Source organism: Pseudomonas sp. H2_D02 (assembly GCF_054677635.1).
In genome coordinates, this window is sequence record NZ_CP162816.1 from 4,131,617 (window position 1) to 4,151,823 (window position 20,207).

12 protein-coding genes and 2 pseudogenes are annotated in these 20,207 nt (G+C 62.7%); all 14 read right to left on the reverse strand.

Annotated features, from left to right (window positions below; genetic code table 11):
- Nucleotides 1-25 precede the first annotated feature (25 nt).
- The 14 genes and pseudogenes from AB4N42_RS18930 to AB4N42_RS18995 all read right to left on the reverse strand — a co-directional run bounded on the left by AB4N42_RS18930 (nt 26) and on the right by AB4N42_RS18995 (nt 20,124).
- The gene (locus AB4N42_RS18930; RefSeq protein ID WP_460116405.1) at nt 26-427 is read right to left on the reverse strand and encodes a M10 family metallopeptidase C-terminal domain-containing protein; all 402 of its coding nucleotides are present in this window, start codon (nt 425-427) and stop codon (nt 26-28) included.
- Nucleotides 321-4,415: a M10 family metallopeptidase C-terminal domain-containing protein gene (locus AB4N42_RS18935; RefSeq protein WP_460115155.1), complete on the reverse strand. Its 4,095-nt coding sequence runs from the start codon at nt 4,413-4,415 to the stop codon at nt 321-323. The genes AB4N42_RS18930 and AB4N42_RS18935 overlap by 107 nt, the downstream gene beginning before the upstream one ends.
- A 107-nt stretch (nt 4,416-4,522) precedes the next feature.
- Entirely contained in the window at nt 4,523-5,860 is a 1,338-nt protein-coding gene (locus AB4N42_RS18940) for a TolC family protein (RefSeq protein ID WP_460115156.1), read from the reverse strand.
- A 1-nt stretch (nt 5,861) separates the two neighbouring features.
- Nucleotides 5,862-7,181, reverse strand: coding sequence for an HlyD family type I secretion periplasmic adaptor subunit (locus AB4N42_RS18945; protein WP_460115157.1), 1,320 nt, complete (start codon nt 7,179-7,181; stop codon nt 5,862-5,864).
- 19 nt (nt 7,182-7,200) lie between these two features.
- Nucleotides 7,201-8,917: pseudogene (locus tag AB4N42_RS18950) on the reverse strand (type I secretion system permease/ATPase).
- 163 nt (nt 8,918-9,080) lie between these two features.
- The gene (locus tag AB4N42_RS18955) at nt 9,081-9,521 is read right to left on the reverse strand and encodes an OmpA family protein (RefSeq protein ID WP_460116406.1); all 441 of its coding nucleotides are present in this window, start codon (nt 9,519-9,521) and stop codon (nt 9,081-9,083) included.
- Nucleotides 9,415-10,200, reverse strand: coding sequence for a type VI secretion system ImpA family N-terminal domain-containing protein (locus tag AB4N42_RS18960; RefSeq protein ID WP_460115158.1), 786 nt, complete (start codon nt 10,198-10,200; stop codon nt 9,415-9,417). Before AB4N42_RS18960 ends, AB4N42_RS18955 begins: the two co-directional genes overlap by 107 nt.
- Nucleotides 10,197-10,664 carry a type VI secretion system baseplate subunit TssE gene (gene tssE / locus AB4N42_RS18965; RefSeq protein WP_460115159.1) on the reverse strand — a complete coding sequence of 156 codons (468 nt, stop codon included), beginning with the start codon at nt 10,662-10,664 and terminating at the stop codon, nt 10,197-10,199. Before tssE ends, AB4N42_RS18960 begins: the two co-directional genes overlap by 4 nt.
- A gap of 3 nt (nt 10,665-10,667) precedes the next feature.
- Complete coding sequence (gene tssJ, locus AB4N42_RS18970) at nt 10,668-11,204, reverse strand: type VI secretion system lipoprotein TssJ (protein WP_460115160.1); 537 nt, start codon at nt 11,202-11,204, stop codon at nt 10,668-10,670.
- Nucleotides 11,185-12,282, reverse strand: a complete 1,098-nt coding sequence (tssG, locus tag AB4N42_RS18975; protein ID WP_460115161.1) for a type VI secretion system baseplate subunit TssG — start codon at nt 12,280-12,282, stop codon at nt 11,185-11,187. Before tssG ends, tssJ begins: the two co-directional genes overlap by 20 nt.
- Complete coding sequence (tssF, locus tag AB4N42_RS18980; RefSeq protein WP_460115162.1) at nt 12,246-14,018, reverse strand: type VI secretion system baseplate subunit TssF; 1,773 nt, start codon at nt 14,016-14,018, stop codon at nt 12,246-12,248. The genes tssG and tssF overlap by 37 nt, the downstream gene beginning before the upstream one ends.
- A gap of 22 nt (nt 14,019-14,040) precedes the next feature.
- A pseudogene (tssA, locus tag AB4N42_RS18985) lies at nt 14,041-15,628 on the reverse strand (type VI secretion system protein TssA).
- Nucleotides 15,625-18,996 carry an ImcF-related family protein gene (locus AB4N42_RS18990; RefSeq protein ID WP_460115163.1) on the reverse strand — a complete coding sequence of 1,124 codons (3,372 nt, stop codon included), beginning with the start codon at nt 18,994-18,996 and terminating at the stop codon, nt 15,625-15,627. Before AB4N42_RS18990 ends, tssA begins: the two are co-directional and overlap by 4 nt.
- A gap of 9 nt (nt 18,997-19,005) precedes the next feature.
- Nucleotides 19,006-20,124, reverse strand: coding sequence for a hypothetical protein (locus tag AB4N42_RS18995; protein WP_460115164.1), 1,119 nt, complete (start codon nt 20,122-20,124; stop codon nt 19,006-19,008).
- Nucleotides 20,125-20,207: the final 83 nt, after the last annotated feature.

Sequence of the window (20,207 nt, forward strand, 5' to 3'; positions counted from 1 at the left end):
TTTTCACCGAGCCCCGAACTTGTTTTCAGGCGACCAGATCGTTGGCGTTGAAGGTATTGACACCAACCAACTGGATTTCGAAGTCCGCGCCCAGATCATCGTTGACGTTGCCGTAGAGCACATGATCAACGAAGCGCAACTGCCCCGCGCCAGTGAAATCCCCTGCATCGACAAAGCTGAACTTGTTGAACAGTGGCGTCAGCGCATTGGCATCCAGTTTCGACAGATCGATCTTGTCGCCTTGCAGGCGGCTGAAATCGAGGATGACGTCGCCCGCCCCGTCCTTGCCCAACTCACTCAACGAACTGAAAACGAAACGATCAGCTCCGACGCCGCCCGTCAGGGTGTCGGTCCCCGCCCCGCCAATCAGAGTGTCGTTGCCAGCACCGCCATCGAGACGATCGTTGCCTGCGCCACCGTTGAGCACGTTGGCGGCGGCATTGCCGATCAACACGTTGTCCAGCGCGTTGCCGCTGCCGTTGATCGCGGCAACGCCGGTCAACGTGAGGTTTTCCAGGTTGTTGCCCAGGGTCCAGCTCACCGAGGAACGCACGCTGTCGATTTCGCTGGCCGAGGTGCTGGTTTCGCTGATCACATCCTTGAGGTTGTCGACCACGTAGGTGTCGTTGCCCGTGCCACCAATGAGGGTGTCGATCGCCGGCGCCGCCGTCGAGGGTATCCGCACCGTCCATGCCGTTGAGTACGTTGGCGGCGGCGTTGCCGATCAGGCTGTTATTTGATGCGTTGCCGGTGAGGTTGAGCGCGGCGACGCCGAGCAACACTGCATTCTCGACGTTGGCGGACAAGGTATGGCTGACCGCTGTCCGGACCAGGTCGATGCCTTCATCCGCAAGCTCTACGACGCTGTCACCCGCGTTGTCGAGGGTATACGTGTCGTTACCCGCGCCACCGACCAAGGTATCGCGCCCGGCGAGGCCGTCCAGCAGGTTGTTTCCGTCGTTGCCGGTCAGCACGTTGTTCAACGCGTTGCCGCTGCCGTTGAGGTTGGCGCTGCCGGTCAGCGTGAGGTTTTCCAGGTTGGCGCCCAGCACCCAGTTGACCGAGGCCCGTATGCTGTCGACTTCACCGGCCAGGGTGCTGGTTTCGCTGATCACGTCCTTGAGGTTGTCGACCACGTAGGTGTCGTTGCCGGTGCCGCCGACCAGCGTGTCAATGCCGAGGCCACCGTCGAGGACGTTGGCGCCAGCGTTGCCGGTGATGCGGTTGTTCAGCGCGTTACCGGTAGCGTTGATGCTGCCGGCGCCGCTGAGTGTCAGGTTTTCGAGGTTGGCACCCAGCACGTAGCTGATGGACGAAACGACGCTGTCGATCTCGGTCAGCGCCGTGCCGCGCTCGATCACCGTGTCGCCGAGGTTGTCGACGTAGTAAGTGTCGTTGCCGGCGCCACCGTCCAGGCTATCTGCGCCGCCCAGGCCGTTAAGCACGTTGGCGGCGGCATTGCCGATCAGCACATTGTCCAGCGCGTTGCCGCTGCCGTTGATCGCGGCAGCGCCGGTCAGCGTGAGATTTTCCAGATTGCTGCCCAGGGTCCAGCTCACCGAGGAGCGAACGCTGTCGATTTCGGAAGCCGAGGTGCTGGTTTCGCTGATGACGTCCTTGAGGTTGTCGACCACGTAGGTGTCGTTGCCGGTGCCACCGATGAGGGTGTCGATACCGGCGCCGCCGTCGAGGGTATCCGCACCGTCCATGCCATTGAGCACGTTCGCCGCGGCGTTGCCGATCAGGCTGTTATTTGATGCGTTGCCGGTGAGGTTGAGCGCGGCGGCGCCGAGCAACACTGCATTCTCGACGTTGGCGGACAAGGTATGGCTGACCGCTGTCCGGACCAGGTCGATGCCTTCATCCGCAAGCTCTACGACGCTGTCACCCGCGTTGTCGAGGGTATACGTGTCGTTACCCGCGCCACCGACCAAGGTATCGCGCCCGGCGAGGCCGTCCAGCAGGTTGTTTCCGTCGTTGCCGGTCAGCACGTTGTTCAACGCGTTGCCGCTGCCGTTGAGGTTGGCGCTGCCGGTCAGCGTGAGGTTTTCCAGGTTGGCGCCCAGCACCCAGTTGACCGAGGCCCGTACGCTGTCGACTTCAGCGGCCAGGGTGCTGGTTTCGCTGACGACGTCCTTGAGGTTGTCGACCACGTAGGTGTCGTTACCGGTGCCGCCGACCAGCGTGTCGATGCCGAGGCCACCGTCGAGGATGTTGGCGCCAGCGTTGCCGGTGATGCGGTTGTTCAGCGCGTTACCGGTAGCGTTGATGCTGCCGGCACCGCTGAGTGTCAGGTTTTCGAGGTTGGCGCCCAGCGCATAGCTGATGGACGAAACAACGCTGTCAATCTCAGTCAGCGCCGCGCCGCGCTCGATCACCGTGTCGCCGAGGTTGTCGACGTAGTAAGTATCGTTGTCGGCACCACCGTCCAGGCTATCCGCGCCGCCCAGGCCGTTGAGCACGTTGGCGGCGGCGTTGCCGATCAGCACGTTGTCCAGCGCGTTGCCGCTGCCGTTGATCGCGGCCACACCGGTCAGCGTGAGGTTTTCCAGATTGTTGCCCAGGGTCCAGCTCACCGAGGAGCGGACGCTGTCGATTTCCAAGGCCGAGGTGCTGGTTTCGTTGATGACGTCCTTGAGGTTGTCGACTACGTAGGTGTCGTTGCCAGTGCCACCGATGAGGGTGTCGATACCGACGCCGCCGTCGAGGGTATCCGCACCGTCCAGGCCGTTGAGCACGTTGGCGGCGGCGTTGCCGATCAGGCTGTTATTTGATGCGTTGCCGGTGAGGTTGAGCGCGGCGACGCCGAGCAACACTGCATTCTCGACGTTGGCGGACAAGGTATGGCTGACCGCTGTCCGGACCAGATCGATGCCTTCGTCCGCGAGTTCGACAACGCTGTCACCCGCGTTGTCGAGGGTATACGTGTCGTTACCGGCGCCACCGACCAAGGTGTCGCGCCCGGCGAGGCCGTCCAGTAGGTTGTTGCCAGCGTTGCCGGTCAGCACGTTGTTCAACGCGTTACCGCTGCCGTTGAGGTTGGCGGTGCCGGTGAGCGTGAGGTTTTCCAGGTTGGCGCCCAGGCTCCAGGTCAAGGAGGCGCGCACCGTATCGATTTCGCTGGCCAGGGTGCTGGTTTCGCTGATCACGTCCTTGAGGTTGTCGACCACGTAGGTGTCGTTGCCGGTGCCGCCGACCAGCGTGTCGATGCCAGCGCCGCCGTCCAGGACGTTGGCGCCAAGCGTTCCGGTGATGCGGTTGTTCAGTGCGTTGCCGGTGCCGTTGATGTTGCCGAAGCCAGTCAGGATCAACGTCTCGATATTGGCACTCAGGACGTAACTGCTGGAAGCCTGGACAGTGTCGACTCCGCTGTTCAGCGCACTGGTTTCTTGGATGACGTCATTGATATTGTCGACGACATAAGTGTCGTTGCCTGACCCACCGATCATGACGTCTGCGCCAGCGCGACCGTTCAGTACGTTGTCCAACGCGTTGCCGATAAGCGTATCGTCGTTGGCCGAGCCAATCGCGTTTTCGATCTTGGTACCGTAGGCAATCGCCAGCCCTTCGTTGAAGTCAGTCTGGGTAGTGAGATTCTGGAAAGTCGCGCCGATCTTGCTGAACTGGCCTTCATTGAGGTTGATACGCACAGCTTGCGCCTGGTTGCTCGCATCGATGGTGTCAACACCGTCGGCGTCCCAGATAGTCTCGAAAACCGATTGATCGGCCGCCCAGCTATAGCTGTTGTTGCCGACCTGCCACTGCTTGTTCGCGCCATACAGGCTTTGGATGGCAGCGATGTCCAGCAACATCGGTGTGGTGGGCTCATACGAATAGTTGTTGTTGTAGCTCATGATCGTGTAACGGACGTCATCGAACTGAGAGGACAACACGGTGCTGTTCGTAGCACTTGGCGAGAACGGGTGCTTGAGACCCAGCGCGTGGCCGATCTCGTGCATGAACGTCATGTAGTCGTACGTGCCCTTGACGGGATTCGGGTCGTTGGTGACCGGACCGATCCATACGTCGCCGCCACTGGGGGTCTTGGAAGGGAAATAGCCCCAGGCGGCAAAGCCATCGGGCATGTCCATGTAGCCGCCAAACCGCAAGTCACCAGCGTTGGTGACTGAGTCATTGACTTTCGTAAACTTGATATTGGAAACCGAACTCCAAGTGCCGAGCGCGCTAGTAATGCTGTTCTGTTGCGCCGAGGTGAGGAAATAACTGGACCGGAATTCCTGATCCCCGCTGTAATCCCTGGCGAAATAAGAGTTCATCGATAGGAAGCTGTACGTCAACGACGTGCCCGTGGTCGCGCTACCGGTCCAATAAGTGCCGTATAGCAGGCTGTTGACCTGCACGTTAGTGGTCAATTTCGCAGACGAAACGGAGGAGTAACCAAGGGGACTGGGCATACAAGCTTCCTATGAGCGATCTGCGGCCCTTCCCGGATGCGGCCGCTACAAGTCGTTAATATTGCCTGAAAAATGGCGCCAATAATATTACTTGGCCATCATTTTTTCTACCGCACATCCGATGAACCGGGGGTAGCCAGCCAGTCGTTGGCCTTGCGTATATCACCCTCCCCCAACCTGCCACTCCAACGATGCAGGACAAGCAGGCTGGTCACGAAGCGGTACTGCGACTGATAGAAATCACGCCGCGCGCGAAACTCCTCCTTGATGCTGTCCAGTACGTCCACGGCATTCTTGACGCCATAGGAAAAGGCCTTCTCCGTGGCGAGTCGCGACTTCTCGGCCGATTCGAGCGCGCGATGCGTCGCCTTGATACGGCTTAGCTCGGCGGTCATGCCCAGGTAGGCCGTGCGAGTCTCCTTGATGACTTGGCGCCGTAACGCCTCGAGTTCTTGTTGCGCGGCCTCCTTGTCGCTCTCGGAAGTCGACACCCGGGCGCGGGTGGTGCCGCCACTGTAGAGCGGCATCTGCAAGTCCAGGGACGCGACCAGATTGTCCGAACGAGGCGCCAGCGCACCTTCGTAGCCGATGTCGCTGCGTTGCGCCATCAGGTTCAGGCCCAGCTTGGGCAGATGGCCAGCCTTGGCTTCTCCGATGGCGGCTTCGGCGGCGCGAATGCTGTGTTCGCGAGCGTGCAGCGCCGGGTTGCTGTCCAGCGCCGTCTGCACCCAGTAATCCTGCGCTTGGGCCGGCAGACTGAACGCCGGACTCTCGGCGATGCGCTTGAACGGCTCGCGAACCTCGCGCCCCACCAATTCGGAAATGGCTTCGCGGCTGACCTCGACCTTGTTGACGGCTTCGATCTCGTCAGCCTTGAGCGCATCCACACGCGCCTCCAGGTCCAGCGTGTCGGTCACCATTGCCATCTGCCGCGCATACAGGGCGTTGACGCGCTTGAGATTGCGCTCGGTCGCGCCCAGCTCGCTGCGCACCAGGGCCAATTCGTCCTCGGCGGCAAGCACGGCGAAATAGCGCTCGGACAGGTCAACGCTGGCCTGCACTCGCGTGTCATCGGACTCAAATTCGCTCTGGCGCGCCAGCTCCACGTAGCGCTGATAACTGCGCCAGACCTGCGGGTCGTAGATGACCTGGTTGAGCATCACCGCCATGCGCTTGCCGTTGTACTGGATACGGCTCAGCTCATCGTCGCGCCGGCTGCGGTTGACGCTGCCGCTGGCATTGAGCTGCGGCAACAATTGACCGAAGGCCGCACGCTCGTTGCCTTCGCCACTGCGAGTCAAGGCCTGCGCCCGCAGGACACGCGGATCGGCGCCCTGCGCCTCTTGATGCAACTGCCAGAGATCGACATAGGTAGACACCTGCCCATTGTCCGCAAGGGCGCCAAACGACAGGGCGACCAACCACAGCGCGACCAGAGATTTCATATCAATCCTCGATCAACGAACGGGCAAATGCATTGCTGGCCGGCTGCATCAGGTATTCCAACAACGTTCGCGACCCCGTATTGATCAACACCTCGACGGGCATCCCGGGCACCAGGGTAAGACCGCCCAATGCCTGCCTCCCCTTATCGGTCAAGGCCACGCGTGCCAGGTAATACGGGGTTGCAGTGTCCTTGTTGACCAGCCGATCGGCAGACACCTGTACCAATTGGCCCTCGATGACCGGCGTGGTACTGCTTTTGAACGCACTGAAGCGGATGCCAGCCAGCTTGCCCGGCGCGATGCGGTCAATGTCCATTGGCGAAACCTGGGCCTCGACGATCAGCTCCTCGTTGGCCGGGACAATGTCGAGCAGCGCCGTCCCGGGGCTGACCACCGCGCCCAGGGTATGCACGGTCAAGCCCATGACCTTTCCGGATTCCGGCGCGAGGATATCGGTGCGCTGATCGCGATCCTGCAGGGTGGCCAACCGCTCGCGCAGTTCGTAGACCTTGGTCCGGGCATCGCCCAGCAAACCCGCGACTTCACTGGCAAAGGTCTTTTTCAGCTGCAAGATCTTCAACTGCGCTTCGTCGGCCTGGACCCTGGCCCGCGCGCTGGCGGACTGGCTTTCCGCAATTTCGGCCTGCAGCCGGGCCAGGCTGCGCTCCTGCTCGCGCAAACGCTGCTTGTCCACGTAGCCTTCGGACAACAACGCGCGTAAATCGACAATTTCTTCTTGATAGGAAGCCGCGAGCATTTGCTTGCTGGCGACGACCGCTCTGTAGCCACGAATCTGTTCCTCGATTTGCCCGATGGACTTCTCCTGCAACGCGATTTCCCCGAGCAAGGAGGTCCGCCGGGTCTGGAAGATCCGTGCTTCGCTGTCGCGCGCCTCGCGCACCCGAGCATCAGCGAGGTCCAGGGCGGGGACGGGCAGCGGCTCGGGCAAGCCATCACGCTCGGCCACCAGTCGGGCTTCGAGCTCGAGCGCTGCGATCAACTGGCTGCGCATCGCTTCCATTTCAGAGCGCGCCTGGGTGTTGTCGAGCACCAGCAGCACATCACCGGCCTTCACCAGGTCGCCGTCATGCACGCGCAGCTCGCGCACGATGCCGCCTTCCAGGTGCTGCACGGTCTTGCGGTAGCTCTTGACGGTGACCACGCCCGGCGCCAGTGCCGCGCTGTCAAGCGGCGCCAGGGTGGCCCAGCCGCCAAACAGGCCGAATGTCACCAGCAACATGAGATAGCCGATGCGCCGTATCGGTTTGTCGTCAATGGAAAACCCGGTGACAGGGGCGGATGATGGCTTGATTTGTTGCATCGAATGGCTCATCCGCTTCCTACGATTCAATGGCGGCGGCCGGGTGCGCCGCGGGCGTGGCAGCCTGCAGTCGCGCCAGGACCTTGTCGCGCGGCCCGAACAGGCTCAGTTCGCCCTGATTGAGGACCAGCAGTTTGTCGACCTGCGCCAGCACGCCGGACCGATGAGTGATGACAAACACCGTGGCGCGGCTCTGCCTGAGTTTTTGCAGCGCCTCGGCGAGCATCTTTTCGCCCGCATCGTCCAGGTTGGAGTTCGGTTCATCGAGCAATACGAGGCGCGGTTCGCCGTACAGCGCGCGGGCCAGGCCGATGCGTTGGCGCTGGCCGCCGGACAGGCCACCGCCATTGGCCCCGATCAAGGTGTCGTAGCCATCAGGCAATTGCAGAACCAGTTCATGCACCCCGGCCATGCGCGCGGCAGCGACCACGGCTGGTGCGTCCACCGGACCGAAGCGTGAAATGTTCTGGCTGATTGTGCCTTCGAACAACTCGATGTCCTGCGGCAGGTAACCGATGTAGGGGCCAAGTTCGTCCCGCCGCCATTGGCTGATGTCCGCACCGTCCAGGCGCACCGTACCCGCCAGGCTTGGCCAGATGCCGAGCAATGCCCTGGCCAGCGTCGACTTGCCCGCGCCGCTCGGACCAATGATGCCCACCACGGAACCTGCCGGCACCTCGAACGTCAGGCTCCGGATAATCGGTTTGCGCTGGTTGGGCGCGCCAACCGAAAGGCCTTCCACCCGGATCGCGCCCTCGGGTGCCAAGCAAGGACATGCGCTCAGGTTCGGCGGCGATCGTTGCCAGCAAATGGTGCAGCCTTGCATATTGCGATCGTGCGCCCAGGAAGCCTTTCCAGACGCCGATCAATTGATCGATGGGCGCCAGGGCTCGCCCCAGCAGAATGGAGCCGGCGATCATCAGCCCAGACGAAATCTCGTGATTGATCGTCAGGTACGCACCCAAGCCCAGCACCAGCGACTGGACGACCTGGCGGAACGTCCTGGAGACGGTCGCGACCGTCGTGGCGCGGTCACTGGCGAGGCTCTGCAGGGAAAGAACGGTGTGGGTCTGCTCGCTCCAGCGCTGACGCAAGCTGGCAAGCATGCCCATGGATTCAACCACCTCGGCGTTGCGCAAGCTCTTGTTGGTGAAAGCGGTAGCCGCCATCTGCTCGCGGTTGGCCGCATGCAGCGGTGCCTGGGTGAGTTTTTCATTGACGTAGGCCAGCGTACCCAACAGCACCGCGCTCAACAGCCCCATCCAGCCGTACCAGGGATGGAACATGAACATGACGGCCAGGTAGATCGGAATCCAGGGCGTGTCGAAAAACGCAAAGAGGCCGTTGCCGGTCAGGAACTGGCGCAACGCGTTCAAATCGCTCAGGGGCTGGGCCGTGGCGTTCATGCCGCAGCTTGTCAGCGCCTGCTTGAAACTCGCGTCGAACAGGCGCTGGCCCAGCAACGTATCCAGGCGCGTGCTGATCCGCACCATGATCCGCGACCGAACCCACTCCAGTCCGCCCATCGTGGTCAACAGGAGCAACATGATCAGCGTCAACATCAACAAGGTCGACAGGCTGGCGCTGGCGACCGCACGGTCATAGACCTGCAGCATGTAGAACGAGGGAACCAGCATCAGCAGGTTGACGAAAAAACTGAAGAAGGCAACGGAAAGAAAGCTGCTTTTGCACGCGGCAAGGGCATCCTCCAACTCGGTCCTGGAGTGGGCTGGCATGGTTCATTCCCTGAGGTCCGATTAGGGTCAAACCTGGAAAAAATCAAAAGGGCACAGGCGCGCAAACGCCTGGAATATCTTTTCTTGGACACTACTGCAGTGCCCGCACAATCGGATCTACCGCGCTGTATCGGCACATCCTTGCGGTTCTTAAGGAGGAATTTCAAAGGAGCCTCTCTGGCCTGCGGTTTGCTGGAAGCTCACAAGCTCCTGCTTGCGGCACCAGGCTGATGTCGACACGTCGATTGGCGATTCGCCCGGCCTCGGTATCGTTTCCTGCGATGGGTTGATGGGCGGCAAAGCCCTGCACGGCAAAACAATCGGCGGGAATGCTGCCCACGCTCTGCATCCAGTCGCGTACCGCGGACGCCCGGGCATGGGAGAGCCGGAGATTCTGCTCAGATGAACCTGTGGCATCGGTATGCCCGGCAATGATGATCAACCAGCCTGGCTGGGCCTTGATGTCGACCAGGGCCTTGACCAGGACAGAGGTCGAGCTAGGCTTGAGCTCCGCGCTCGCCGGCGTCGAACAGCGACAGGCTGTCCAGGCGCACCGGATCGGGCCAGGCGACGTCCGTCTGCGCGCCCTTCCACCACCCGGCAACCCCAGCGGCGACGGCAAGCAGAAGCGCCGCGGTGCACAGCCATGGCAACAATCGTCGTTTGCCGCTTGTCGTATCGGGCGGCGGCACGAGCACGATCGGCATCATCAATGCCGGTTCCGCCACCCGGACGGGGAGCAATGCCGTTTCGGTGCCGAAGTCGCTCCGTTCCAAGCGCTGGATGAGGTGCGTGACCTGCAGTCGCAGGGCCTGCAGCGTGGTCAACGGTACGGGCGCCTGGCAGGGCAACCGTTCACTGAGGTCGGTAAGCGCATTATCCAACTCAAGCAATGCGCGCAGGTTGTTGGTCGACAGCGCCCAGCTGCGCAGCAGCGTTTGCAGTTGGGCAAACAACCACCCGAGCATCTCCAGGCGAACGGAGACCGACGCCGGCCAAAGACTGGACCATTGGCCACAGAGAGTCTTGAGCAATCTCATGCCTTCGACCATGCCATCCAAACCGTGACGCTGCCCCCGCGCCAGCGCATAAAAGCACACGGTCTGCAGTTCTGCCCCGTTCAATTGCAGTAGCACAAGGCACAACTGCTCCACTTTCTGCCAATCCACGTCGGGACAGGCGCTATGGCCCAGCTTCGCCAATTCACCGCGCAGGGCGACGAACTCAGCATAACCGCGCGGATCGCCGCCGAGTCGAACATGCACCTCGAACAACGCGCTCATCGCCCGCCCCTTGGGTGATCCATTCCAGGCGTCGAAAAGTAGTTCTGCCGCGTCAGGTGACGCACAAGGACTTTGCCCTCCGGCCCCACGGTGGTCCCGAAACTCACCCGCCGCCCGCCTTTCAACTGCACGTCCAGCGCACATTCCAGATGCCCCGGCAGCACCTGGGGTAACAGTTCGATGGCGAGCTCCGTCAACCGTGGTTCGTATTTGAGCAAGGTGTCGGTCATGGTCTTCATCAAGGTATGCGCCGTTGCTGGCAACCCCTGCAGAACCGTGCCCATATCCGGCAGTCCGTAGTCCGGCAAATGACTGAGTGCGCCCGCCCGGCAATTGAGGATGCGTTGGAGGTTGTCCAGGACCGACAGCGTGTGCTGGTCCTGCTCGCTGACGCGATGCACATCCAGTTCTCCGTCGAAGTTTTGCAGCAACATTTCGTAGAGCGAGGGGTTGGGCTCGGTCATGGCTTATTCCTTCGCCAAGGGACGCAAGGTCAGTTGGTTGTCTCCCATCTCGATGAGCCGTGCCCGATCCGGGTCCAGGTCATCGCGTGTCAGCAGCAGGCGCCAGGTGTCGGGTTGAGCATCGGGATTGCGAAACAAGCCCACCAGCGCGACGACTCTCGCCTGCGGATTCATCGGCACGCTCAACTGTGCCCCTGCTCCGGGTTTCACCACCACGGCTCGCCTGTCCAGCAATGCGCCGTCGAGCAGCCGCTCGTCACCCCTCACCAGCCCCTCGTAAGTCGCCCGGTCCAGCGCTTTGCCATCGCGCAATTGGTACACGCGGACCAGGGTTGGCAACGACAGCGCATTCATGTCCGCAACGTCGGTGTTGAGGGCCGTGCGCGCGTTGAAGTCCAGGTGCAGGGTCTTCACTTGCTTATGGAAAATCGTCTCGGCGGCGGACGCAGTGCCTTGTGTGACGGTCTGGGTCAACCCACACCCGTCCAGTGCAGTGGCGATCACTGCCAGTATCGATAGATTAAAAAGGGTACGAGACATGCTGTGTTTCCCTGTTCCGAGAATGGATCGAGAGGCCTTGATAACGGCCCAGATTGATCGTGAGGGTTTCGTGTTCTTTCGCCCGCCAGGTGTCTGTGCCCAAGCCCAGCACACCGGTCATGCCCAATCGAATCCGGGGATTGCCCAGGACCGGGGTCGGCAGGCTGCTCAGCGCGACCGTCAATTGCAGCGTCGCGCTGCAACGCCATCCCAGGTACACCCGCAGCAGTACCAGCAAGTCGCTGTGCAGCGCTCCGCCAGGCAACCAGTCGTTGGCCTCCTTCGCGTCATCGGTGCAAAGCATCAGGTGCAACTGGCTGTTGACGTCCCGCCCGACATTGCCCAGCGGCGTGCCTTCGGACAAGGTGACCGGACGGGACGGGCAAAGGCTGGCCGGATGCGCCAAAGGAATTTTCTGCGGCCAGTGCGGGCTGATTCGCGCCTGGGTCTTGCGCGCCAGCAGCTTGACCAACGCCTCGATGCCTTCGGCGTTGCGGGTCGGCAGGCGCATGACGCCGAGCAACGCAAGGAAACGCGAAATGGGCGTCGCGACCCGTCGCGTGCTTCCGGGAATGCCCAGCCCGATCAGGCCCAGCAGGCATTGCGACGTCGCATCGGTGCCGCCTGCTGCGAACGTGGCCGGGTAGGAATACTTGCGCCAGATCCGGTAGAACTGGGTAAATATCCGGTGATTGAAAATGTCGAGGAAGGCCTCCAGCGCCTCATGCCCTTCCCGGCGTTGGGCGATGTCATCGAGGAACGCAGTCGGCAACGGCGAGTCGACGCCGTATAACCCCAGCACACGAGTGCGTACGGTCGCCGGACGCCCCGGATTCTCCGGATCGAGTTCGATCGCTTTCAGCTCGCCGGCTGGGAAGCCCATGCCGGGATCGGGCCGAAAACGCACCGGATCGTCCGCCGGACGCGCGGTGCTACCCAGCAGAGGATTTCCGGGCAGCGCTTGTTCCAGCAACTGGCAAAAACGGTACAGGCTGGCCTCGGCCACCCGCTCCTGCACTGTGCTCAGCAAACCGCCGGTGTTCAACCGGGAATACGCTGGCTGTGATTCTCGCTCCATCGCAGGCACGCTCCAGTAGGTTGAAGGACCAGCGTGAGCTGGGTGTAAAGATGGACGTCCGCGTAGAGCGCAAAGAAGCGGTTGAGCATCTCGCCGAACAGACTGATATCGCCCTCCCCCGCGAATCCGTTGGTGTCCAGGGTGATTTCGATATCCACCCCACGCAGCAGGAAGCCCTTTTCGAAGCGCTGGACCAGGTGATGACTTACCTCGACGATCGCCGCCAGCCGACGCCGGTTCAGCTCGCTGCCCGTCCAGTCGTACAACGCCAACGTCCCGCGCAACACCTCGGCACTGTCGAGCATCGGCAGGAAATTCGAGCCCAGGTGGCTGAGGATGCGCCAATGAAAACGGTCGCGATTTGGCGGATAGCAGGGCAACGTCGGGGCACACAGGTTGCGCACCCGCAGGCCGAACTGGGTGAGCTGCACCGCCGTATCGAGCACCGTGCTCTGCAACGCTTTGCGCGGCAGTTGGCCGTGGGTGCCGGTCAGTCGCAGCGACAAGCGTTTATCGGGCCGCAGCAGCCGATCCTCGTCGAAACCTTCGCCACCGAGGATCAACCAGGTGTCGTGCAAGCCATTGGCGGCGCGCTTCAAGCGAGTATGGAAATAACGTTCCGGCGCTTCGTCACGCAGCATGCCGCCCTTGTGGCGAAAGCTGCTGAACGGCACGTAGTCCAGGCGCTGTTCTTCCTTTGAGGCGGTGACCTCGTCCACCGAATAGATTTCCAGATGGCCGTCCTGCAAGCGCATCGGACGCAGCAGGTAATCGGTTTGCAAAGGGTCCAGCTCCAGCGGATCGGCCTCCAGCACAAACAGATTGATCACCGGCACCGCGTGCAGGCGGATGTGTTCGGCGCTCAGGTCAAAAGCATGGGGCCAGGGTTCACGCAGTACCACTTCGAGGTCGAACCAGGGCGCACTGGGTTCAATCACCAGTTGATCCAAGCCGCAGAGGGTGACGAACATGAATTTTTCCCGGAACGTGAAATATTCCAGCAGCAACTGATAACCACTGAAGGCGCTGTCGCCCTTGGGCCACAGCCGATCCTCGTCGGCAAAGCCCTTGGCCGCGAAGTAACCATCCAAAGGCGTGCGGCCAGGCTGCTCCGCGACGCGCACGTACATAGCCTGCCGGTTCAAGGTCAGGGCTTGGTGCAGCGCGCTGGCCAGCGGTGCATCGGCATTCAAGTACAACGGCAGGCGACTCAGGTCGATCTCTGCCCAGGGAACGGATTCGCTGCGGGCAAAGCGCAAGCGCAGCAGCGAGCGACCATCCGGTTCGTGGTCACGCGCCACCGACGCCAACGCCAGCGGCTGCAACGTCACGTCTTGCGTGGTGGTATAGCGGCAGCAGGTGCGCTGCGGCCCGATGGGTTGCGAGAGGATCTCGAACCCCCGGGCGATCCGTTCGCTGCGTTTGATCTGGGCAAGATCGGGCACCAGCTCGATGATCGACAGCGACGGAATGGTCCGCAAATAATGCGGCCACAACAGGCTCACCAGGCCTTCGGTCAGCTCCGGCAGATCATCGTCGAGCTTTTCCCGCAGGCGCCCCATCAGGAACGCAAAGCCCTCGAACAGTCGCTCCACATAGGGGTCCTGCGCCCCCGGCTTGTCCAGGTTGAGAAGCGCCGCACGGTCCGGGAACGCCTCGGCGAATTCCTTGCCGGCCTCGCGCAGGTAGCGCATTTCGGCGTCGAAATAGCGCAGTGTCAGATTGTCCATGTTCATAAAGCATCCTGATCAATGAGGGTCAGCCGCACAGCACGGCGGCACGTACCGGATCGATGGCTACGAGCGCCGCCAGCAAGGTTTCCATGCGTCGAGCCAGGGCGGGTTTGTCGGTGTCATTGCGTTGGGCTTTGAGGCGCAGCAGCTTGAGCAGACGAGCCTTGACTTCGAAATACAGCTCGGGCTCCCACCCGCGCAGATCGTGGTGTTGAACGGCGGCGTCCAGCTCCCCCAGCAGGTGGATCGCCAGATCGGTCTTGCCGAACTGTTCGGCGACCCGCGCCATCAGCAGACGCAACAGCCAACGTTGCCGCCCACCCTGAATGTCCGGACGCGCCGCCAGCCAGGCCAGTGCGGGCTCGACCCCTTCCCTGTCGGCCTGCGCCAAGGCTTCACCCTCCCACGACAAGATGTCGGCATCGCCGATGCCATGCGTCGACGATGGAGCCGGCAGCCATTGCCCAGGGCCATTGCCGCTGACGTGTTGGGCGATCCATTCACGGGTGGCCTCATCGGCGAAGGGCGTGCCGTCGCTCCAGCGCAGCAGCTCGATCCCCGGCAACCGCTCGAGGAACATGCCCAAGTCACGCTGAACGACGTCCGCCCAACCATCCTGTGGCGCAGGTTGTTTACTCAAGGCCTGGTACGCGTACCACTGCAAGTCCAACCAGAAATGGTTCACGCCCTCGGCATAGATCCGCTCGACCTGATCAAGCAACTGCCGCCAAGCCTGTTGCAGGTACAAACGCTTGAGCTGCGCCCGATAATCCGCCCTCGGCGGCGTCAGCCGGGTATTGCCGTCGGCGTCCTCGGGCGGCGCCTGATGCACCGTGTCCCAACGCAGGCTTTTCATCAGTCGATGGCCTGCCAGCCAGCCGTGGGGTTGATCGCGCAAATAACCGGCCAAGGCCCGGCCATGGTCCAACAGATCCCGACCGGACTTGATCGCTGGAACGGTCGGCGTGCCTGCCTGGGCATTCGATTCCTGGCTGGCCGCATTCTGCGGCACCACCGCCTCCACACCGCCGGATTGAGCCAGGCGGGCAGACAGCGCGGCATGCAGCGCGCCAAGGCAAGGACGTTGATCTTCCGGCCAAGCCTCCAGCCCCTGCTCCAGCCAGGCCAACGCTGCGGCAGTGCGCTCGGCCTCGGCCTTGACCACCTCCGGGTACAGCGACAGGGTGTCCAGCACCTTGGCGCCGGCCAGCCATTGCAGCGCCACCTTGCGACTGGTGGCGCGCGCCGAGCAGTACGCTGTCAGCGAACCGCTCCACCAAAGCCGCCAGCAGGCACAGACCGTCGGCCAGCCCCGCCTCACCGTCCCGGTGCAAGCGCGCCCACACGTAATAGGTGACCACGCGCAGATCCTTGCAGGTCCGGGTCAGCAGCTTTTCAGCCAGCTGGGCTACTCGCTCGGCATCGGCACCGGACAACTTGTCGACCTCTTCGCGCATACGCTGGAAGTCATCGTCATAGCCAGGGTCGTCGCCGACGGGTGACGCCTCGCTGATCGGTTGCAACCAGGGCTGCCAACGTGCGGCCTGTTCACGGGCAACGGCCACCGCGTCGCGCTTTCCGAGGCAACGGGTGATCAAGCTTTGCAGGCTCATTCGAAAACCTCTTTGCGCGCATGGGACGCCTCTGCCCCGCCGTCAGCGAGGAATATCCGCCCCGGCAACTTGAACCCGCGCAACTTCAGCAGCGTCATCGGCCCGGCATCGAGCTCGGTGCGCAGGTGCCAGGTCAGGCCCAGGCCATCGGGGGCCTTGAGCACCATGCGGTAGCGGCTGTCGCCATCGTCCAGTGGCGTGAACCTGGCCTGTTCCAGCAAGCGGATCAGCCCCCAGGTGCCGGCGTAGTCGGCGAACAACCGCTCGCCGGTGTGGACGCTGGTCCAGGTCAGGCTGACCCCGGGATAGTCGCTGCGCCCCGGCCAGCCGAAGCGCTGCCAGCGTTCCTTCTGGTTGAAGTACTCGTGTTTTTCACCGTTGAGGATGAAGGTGGTCTGCACCACATCGCGCACGCCTTTGCCGCTCAGCTCGAAACTCAGGCCCAGGCCGCCGTCGGTGAAGAGCACGTCGGCCAAGTCGCCGAGTTGGTTGATTGCCGTCAGGAACTGCGGATTGACCCGCAAGCCACGGCCATGACGCGGATCGGCCACCCAGCGGTTGCCTTCCTTGCGCAGCACGCCGCTCAACTGGCTGTGCAGGAAGCGCTCGATGCGCCCCGTGTCGGCGCGGATCATCTGCCCCAGCATCGGCAGTGACGCATCGCTGGCCGTCGCGGCAAACGGATAGCGTCCGGCGAAGGCCGCGTTCCAATGCTCGACGATCGAGCGCTGCCACTGGCTGTTGAGGCCCGCCGCCGACGGTTGCAGCACTCGCTGCCAGGCCTGATCCAGCGGCTGGACGAACAGCGTCTCGCCAACGCCGGCCCATTGCGCGCCGAGGCTGGCGGCCATCAATCGGCCGTAGGACTGGGTGTCGGTCAGGTCGATGCCGCGACCCTGGAACACCGTCTGCGCCAGCGCCTGGGTCATTTCCATGGGGTCGGTGGCGGTGCTGATCTGTTGCAGCTTCAGGCGCACGCGGGTCACTTGGGTGAGGTAGGCCTGCAGGCTCAGATGGTCGCTGGCGTTTCGGTCTTCGGCGCCCTTGCCCATCAGGGTCAACAACGGTCCGAAGGTGGCGTCCAGCGGTCCACCGGGCAATTCCACGAGTTGATCGATCACCGGCGCCTTGTCCGGCCCGATCAGCTTGTGCGCGGACTTCATCAGCGAGTCGCCCAAGGCCGGCGCGCGGCTGCCGGCCTGGCCTTGATAGGCCAGGGTATTGATCAACGCGATCAGCGGCGACTGACGCACGTCGCTCATCAGCGTCAGTTGCTCGATCACCCCCTCCAGGTTTTTCGGTTGGCGGGCGCGCAGGCTGTTGAGAAACCCGAGCCAGGCGCTGGCGTAGTCCTGGAAATAGCGTTCGGTCAGGCGCGCCTTCAGCTCGTCCGGCGTCAACCGGGGATCGACCTCGCCGGGTTTGTCGCTGAGCACCCAATCGATTTCCTCACGCCGCGCCTGCGCGATGTCGTCGATGGCCTGGCGCACCTGGCCCTCCCAGGCCTGGCGCGTGAACACCCCCGGCACGCTGGCCTTGCTGGAAAACAGCCCGGCGGCCTCGGTGTCGCCAACCATCTGCGCCAGGCCCAGGGCCGAATAATGCTGGCCCACGTCGTCCAGGACCTGTTGATACAGGCTGGCTTCGGCGTTGCGCTGGCCCAGTTGATCGAGCAAGGCCTGGCGTACCTGCGCCACCAGCCGAGGGTCGGCCTCGATGCGCCAGTCGGGGTGCGCTGGCAATTGCTCGGCGTAGAACTGCCAGAAGCCGGGCGCCAGCGTTCGCCAGAGCGCGGGGGCAACCTCTTCCCGGGTGGGTTCGACATGGGCGAGCGTCTTGACCAGAAGCTCCGCCTCGGCTTTTTCCGGGCGCGCCATCATCAGGTACGCCTTGAGCTGATCGTAGGCAACCGCCGAGCGCTCGACCCGCTCGGCACTGCCCGGCGCCAGCTTGACCAACGCCTGCAATTGCTCGCGCAAGCGCGCCGCCGCCGGGTCGCGCACCAGGCGATGATTGGCCTCGACGTAACGCGGCCAGAGCATTTCAAGCAGGACGGGATTGCGGTTCAAGCCAAAGCGTTGATGCCATGGCGCACCGGCCACGGCACGGTGATCCAGGCGCGCCAGCACGTGGACCAGCTCGTTGAAGGCGAGCAATTGCTCATCGGCCCGCGACGACGCGTCCAGCCCCGCCAACACCGCCTGCACCTGAACGATCTGCGCCCGATTGCTCATAAAAGACAGCGTCATTCCCACGCCCCACACCACGGCCAACCCCAGGAACAGGGCGTAAGCGACCCGCGGCGCGCCCCAGCCCAGTCGCGCGCCGACCGCCTTGTCGCGCTGCACGCCCTGCCACACCGGATCCGGCCACCAGAAATGCTCATCTTCAGCGCTCCGGATCTCGCGCAGCGGCTGGCTGAACCACAGCCCACGCAGCCTCACCCCTGGATTGAACCCACTCAACGACGGCGCCAGCGCCTGGCGCCAACGGGCAATGCCATCGGCCTGCAAATCCCGCGACAGGCGCAGCAGAAAATCGTGGTGCAGCTGCTTCTTGACCTTCATCTGCACGATGCCCTGGTGACGCAAAGGCTCGACCAATTCCTGCAGACAATCCTCCAGCGTCGCCGGCGTGACCTTGGCCGGCAGCAGACAACCCACCGGCTGACGCTCGCGACCTTCCTGCGACCACGTCGCCTCACACACCTGCCACAGGTGCAACGGCACCTGCCGCCGCATCCGACGAGCCAGCCCCTGCAAATGGCGCATGCCCTTGGCCAGCGGCACTGCATCGGCGCTTTGCTCTGGGGTCAGTGCCCAGACCACTCCGTCCAAAGCGCGCCAGCGGCGTAAGCCAAGCCAATGATCCAGCAATGGGTTTGCCAGGTTCTCTTGGAGGCTGCCGCCCCAGAGCAGCACAGTGCGCTGGCCTTCGAGCCATTTCTTCTTCGCCAGATGCGGGGCGATGGCGGTGATTTCGGTGGGTTCGCCGACGATGAGCAGGAGACGGACTTTGTGGCGCCAGAGGGGGCCGTATTGGAAGCGTAGGTGCTCGCGCAATCCGCTCGATGCTTCTTCGTTTACCGAGTGGGGTTCGACCTTATCGACAGTCGGGCCATTGTCCGTCTGATACGTTCGATAAGCCGAACGTCCCATCACATTGCCTAGAAAATGGAAAACGCCCAGGAACAACACCGATAGCAGGGCCATTGCGGATATGCCCAGCAACCAGAGTGCCTGATGGTCGCTGCCAGCCTGAATGCCCAGCCATTGGGGGTAACGCCACACCATGGCGCCCATGATCGCGTTGATCAGCAACAGACCGCTGGCCACCGCCCACACGACTATAAAACTTCGCATCTGCATTCGAATGTCCTATTCCGATAATGAAGGCGCAGGCGTCAACGCCATGTTCCAAAGCCTGGAGTCAGCGCAACCATTGCCGCTAAAAATGAACTGCGCCCCCGCGCCCACCTGAATGGCTTGCGTCGCCGCGACAATCGCCAGCCATGGCGAGGCTTTGCCAGGATTCCCCAGCACCGCGTCCAAATCACGAAGTCCTTGTTCATGCTCCATCGGTATCGCTAGTTGGGTTGAAACGCTGGTCAGGGCTGCATGACGTTGTGCATTCACACCTGCTCGCCAGACATGCTGGATCGACTCAGCCTCCAACGGTACCCAGGCAAGCGCCTGCGTTGCGGCATCGCGCAATGCGTCGGAACAAGGTTGCCGCTCCTGTTCCGGGCGATGAAGAAACGCGATCGGCGCCAAGATCGTTTGCGCCAGGGGGTTGCCCAGGAGCAAACCGGCCACCACTTCCGCCGTGCCTTCCGGTTGTCGCGGCGCTAATTGAAACGCGATGACCAGCAACACGGTCCGCTCATCAAAGCGCTGGTCGAGCCAATGGTCCAACACATGCAAACCATCGCCTTCGAGGGAGACCGGCACCTGGCGGATGGCGGACGCTTGCCATGCCTGCGCCCATGTCCGATCCCACGCTGGGCCCGACAAGCCGCTATCGCCCTCCAACAACAACGCCAACGGTGTATGGGCAGGCAGTTGCGCCAAGGTGGGGGCCAGCTCGCCAAGCAACTGTTGCAACGTATGCAGCAACACCGGTTCGAGCTCTTCAACCGCATCGCCCGGTAGACGGCTGTGGCATGACGACGAGGCGAGCCTCGAAGGTTGCACCCTCTGCACCTTGATGCCGCTCTGCAAAGCCTCCAGTTGCACCGCTGGTTCTTCGCCTGGGACGCGCAGGGCGGTGTGCAGGTCGACATTCAGCACCCGTAGAAAGCGACGTCCCTGACGGGTTTTCTGGATCAAATCCTCTTCGCGTGCCTGATCCCAGCCATCGGCCACCGCTCGTTCGCCGAGATACAGCAACGCCCGCCCGCCCCCCAGGGCACACCACCCCAGCAAGGGCACACCCAAGGTCAGGCTCCAGAAAACCTCAGGCCTCTGATGTAACGCTTCAGGGGCGAACGACACCATGCCCCCAGCACCTAGCAGCAAACAAAACGCCAATAACCCGAGCCACCGCCAGGCGCGGGGGCGCGCAGGCCTGGGCGCCAAGG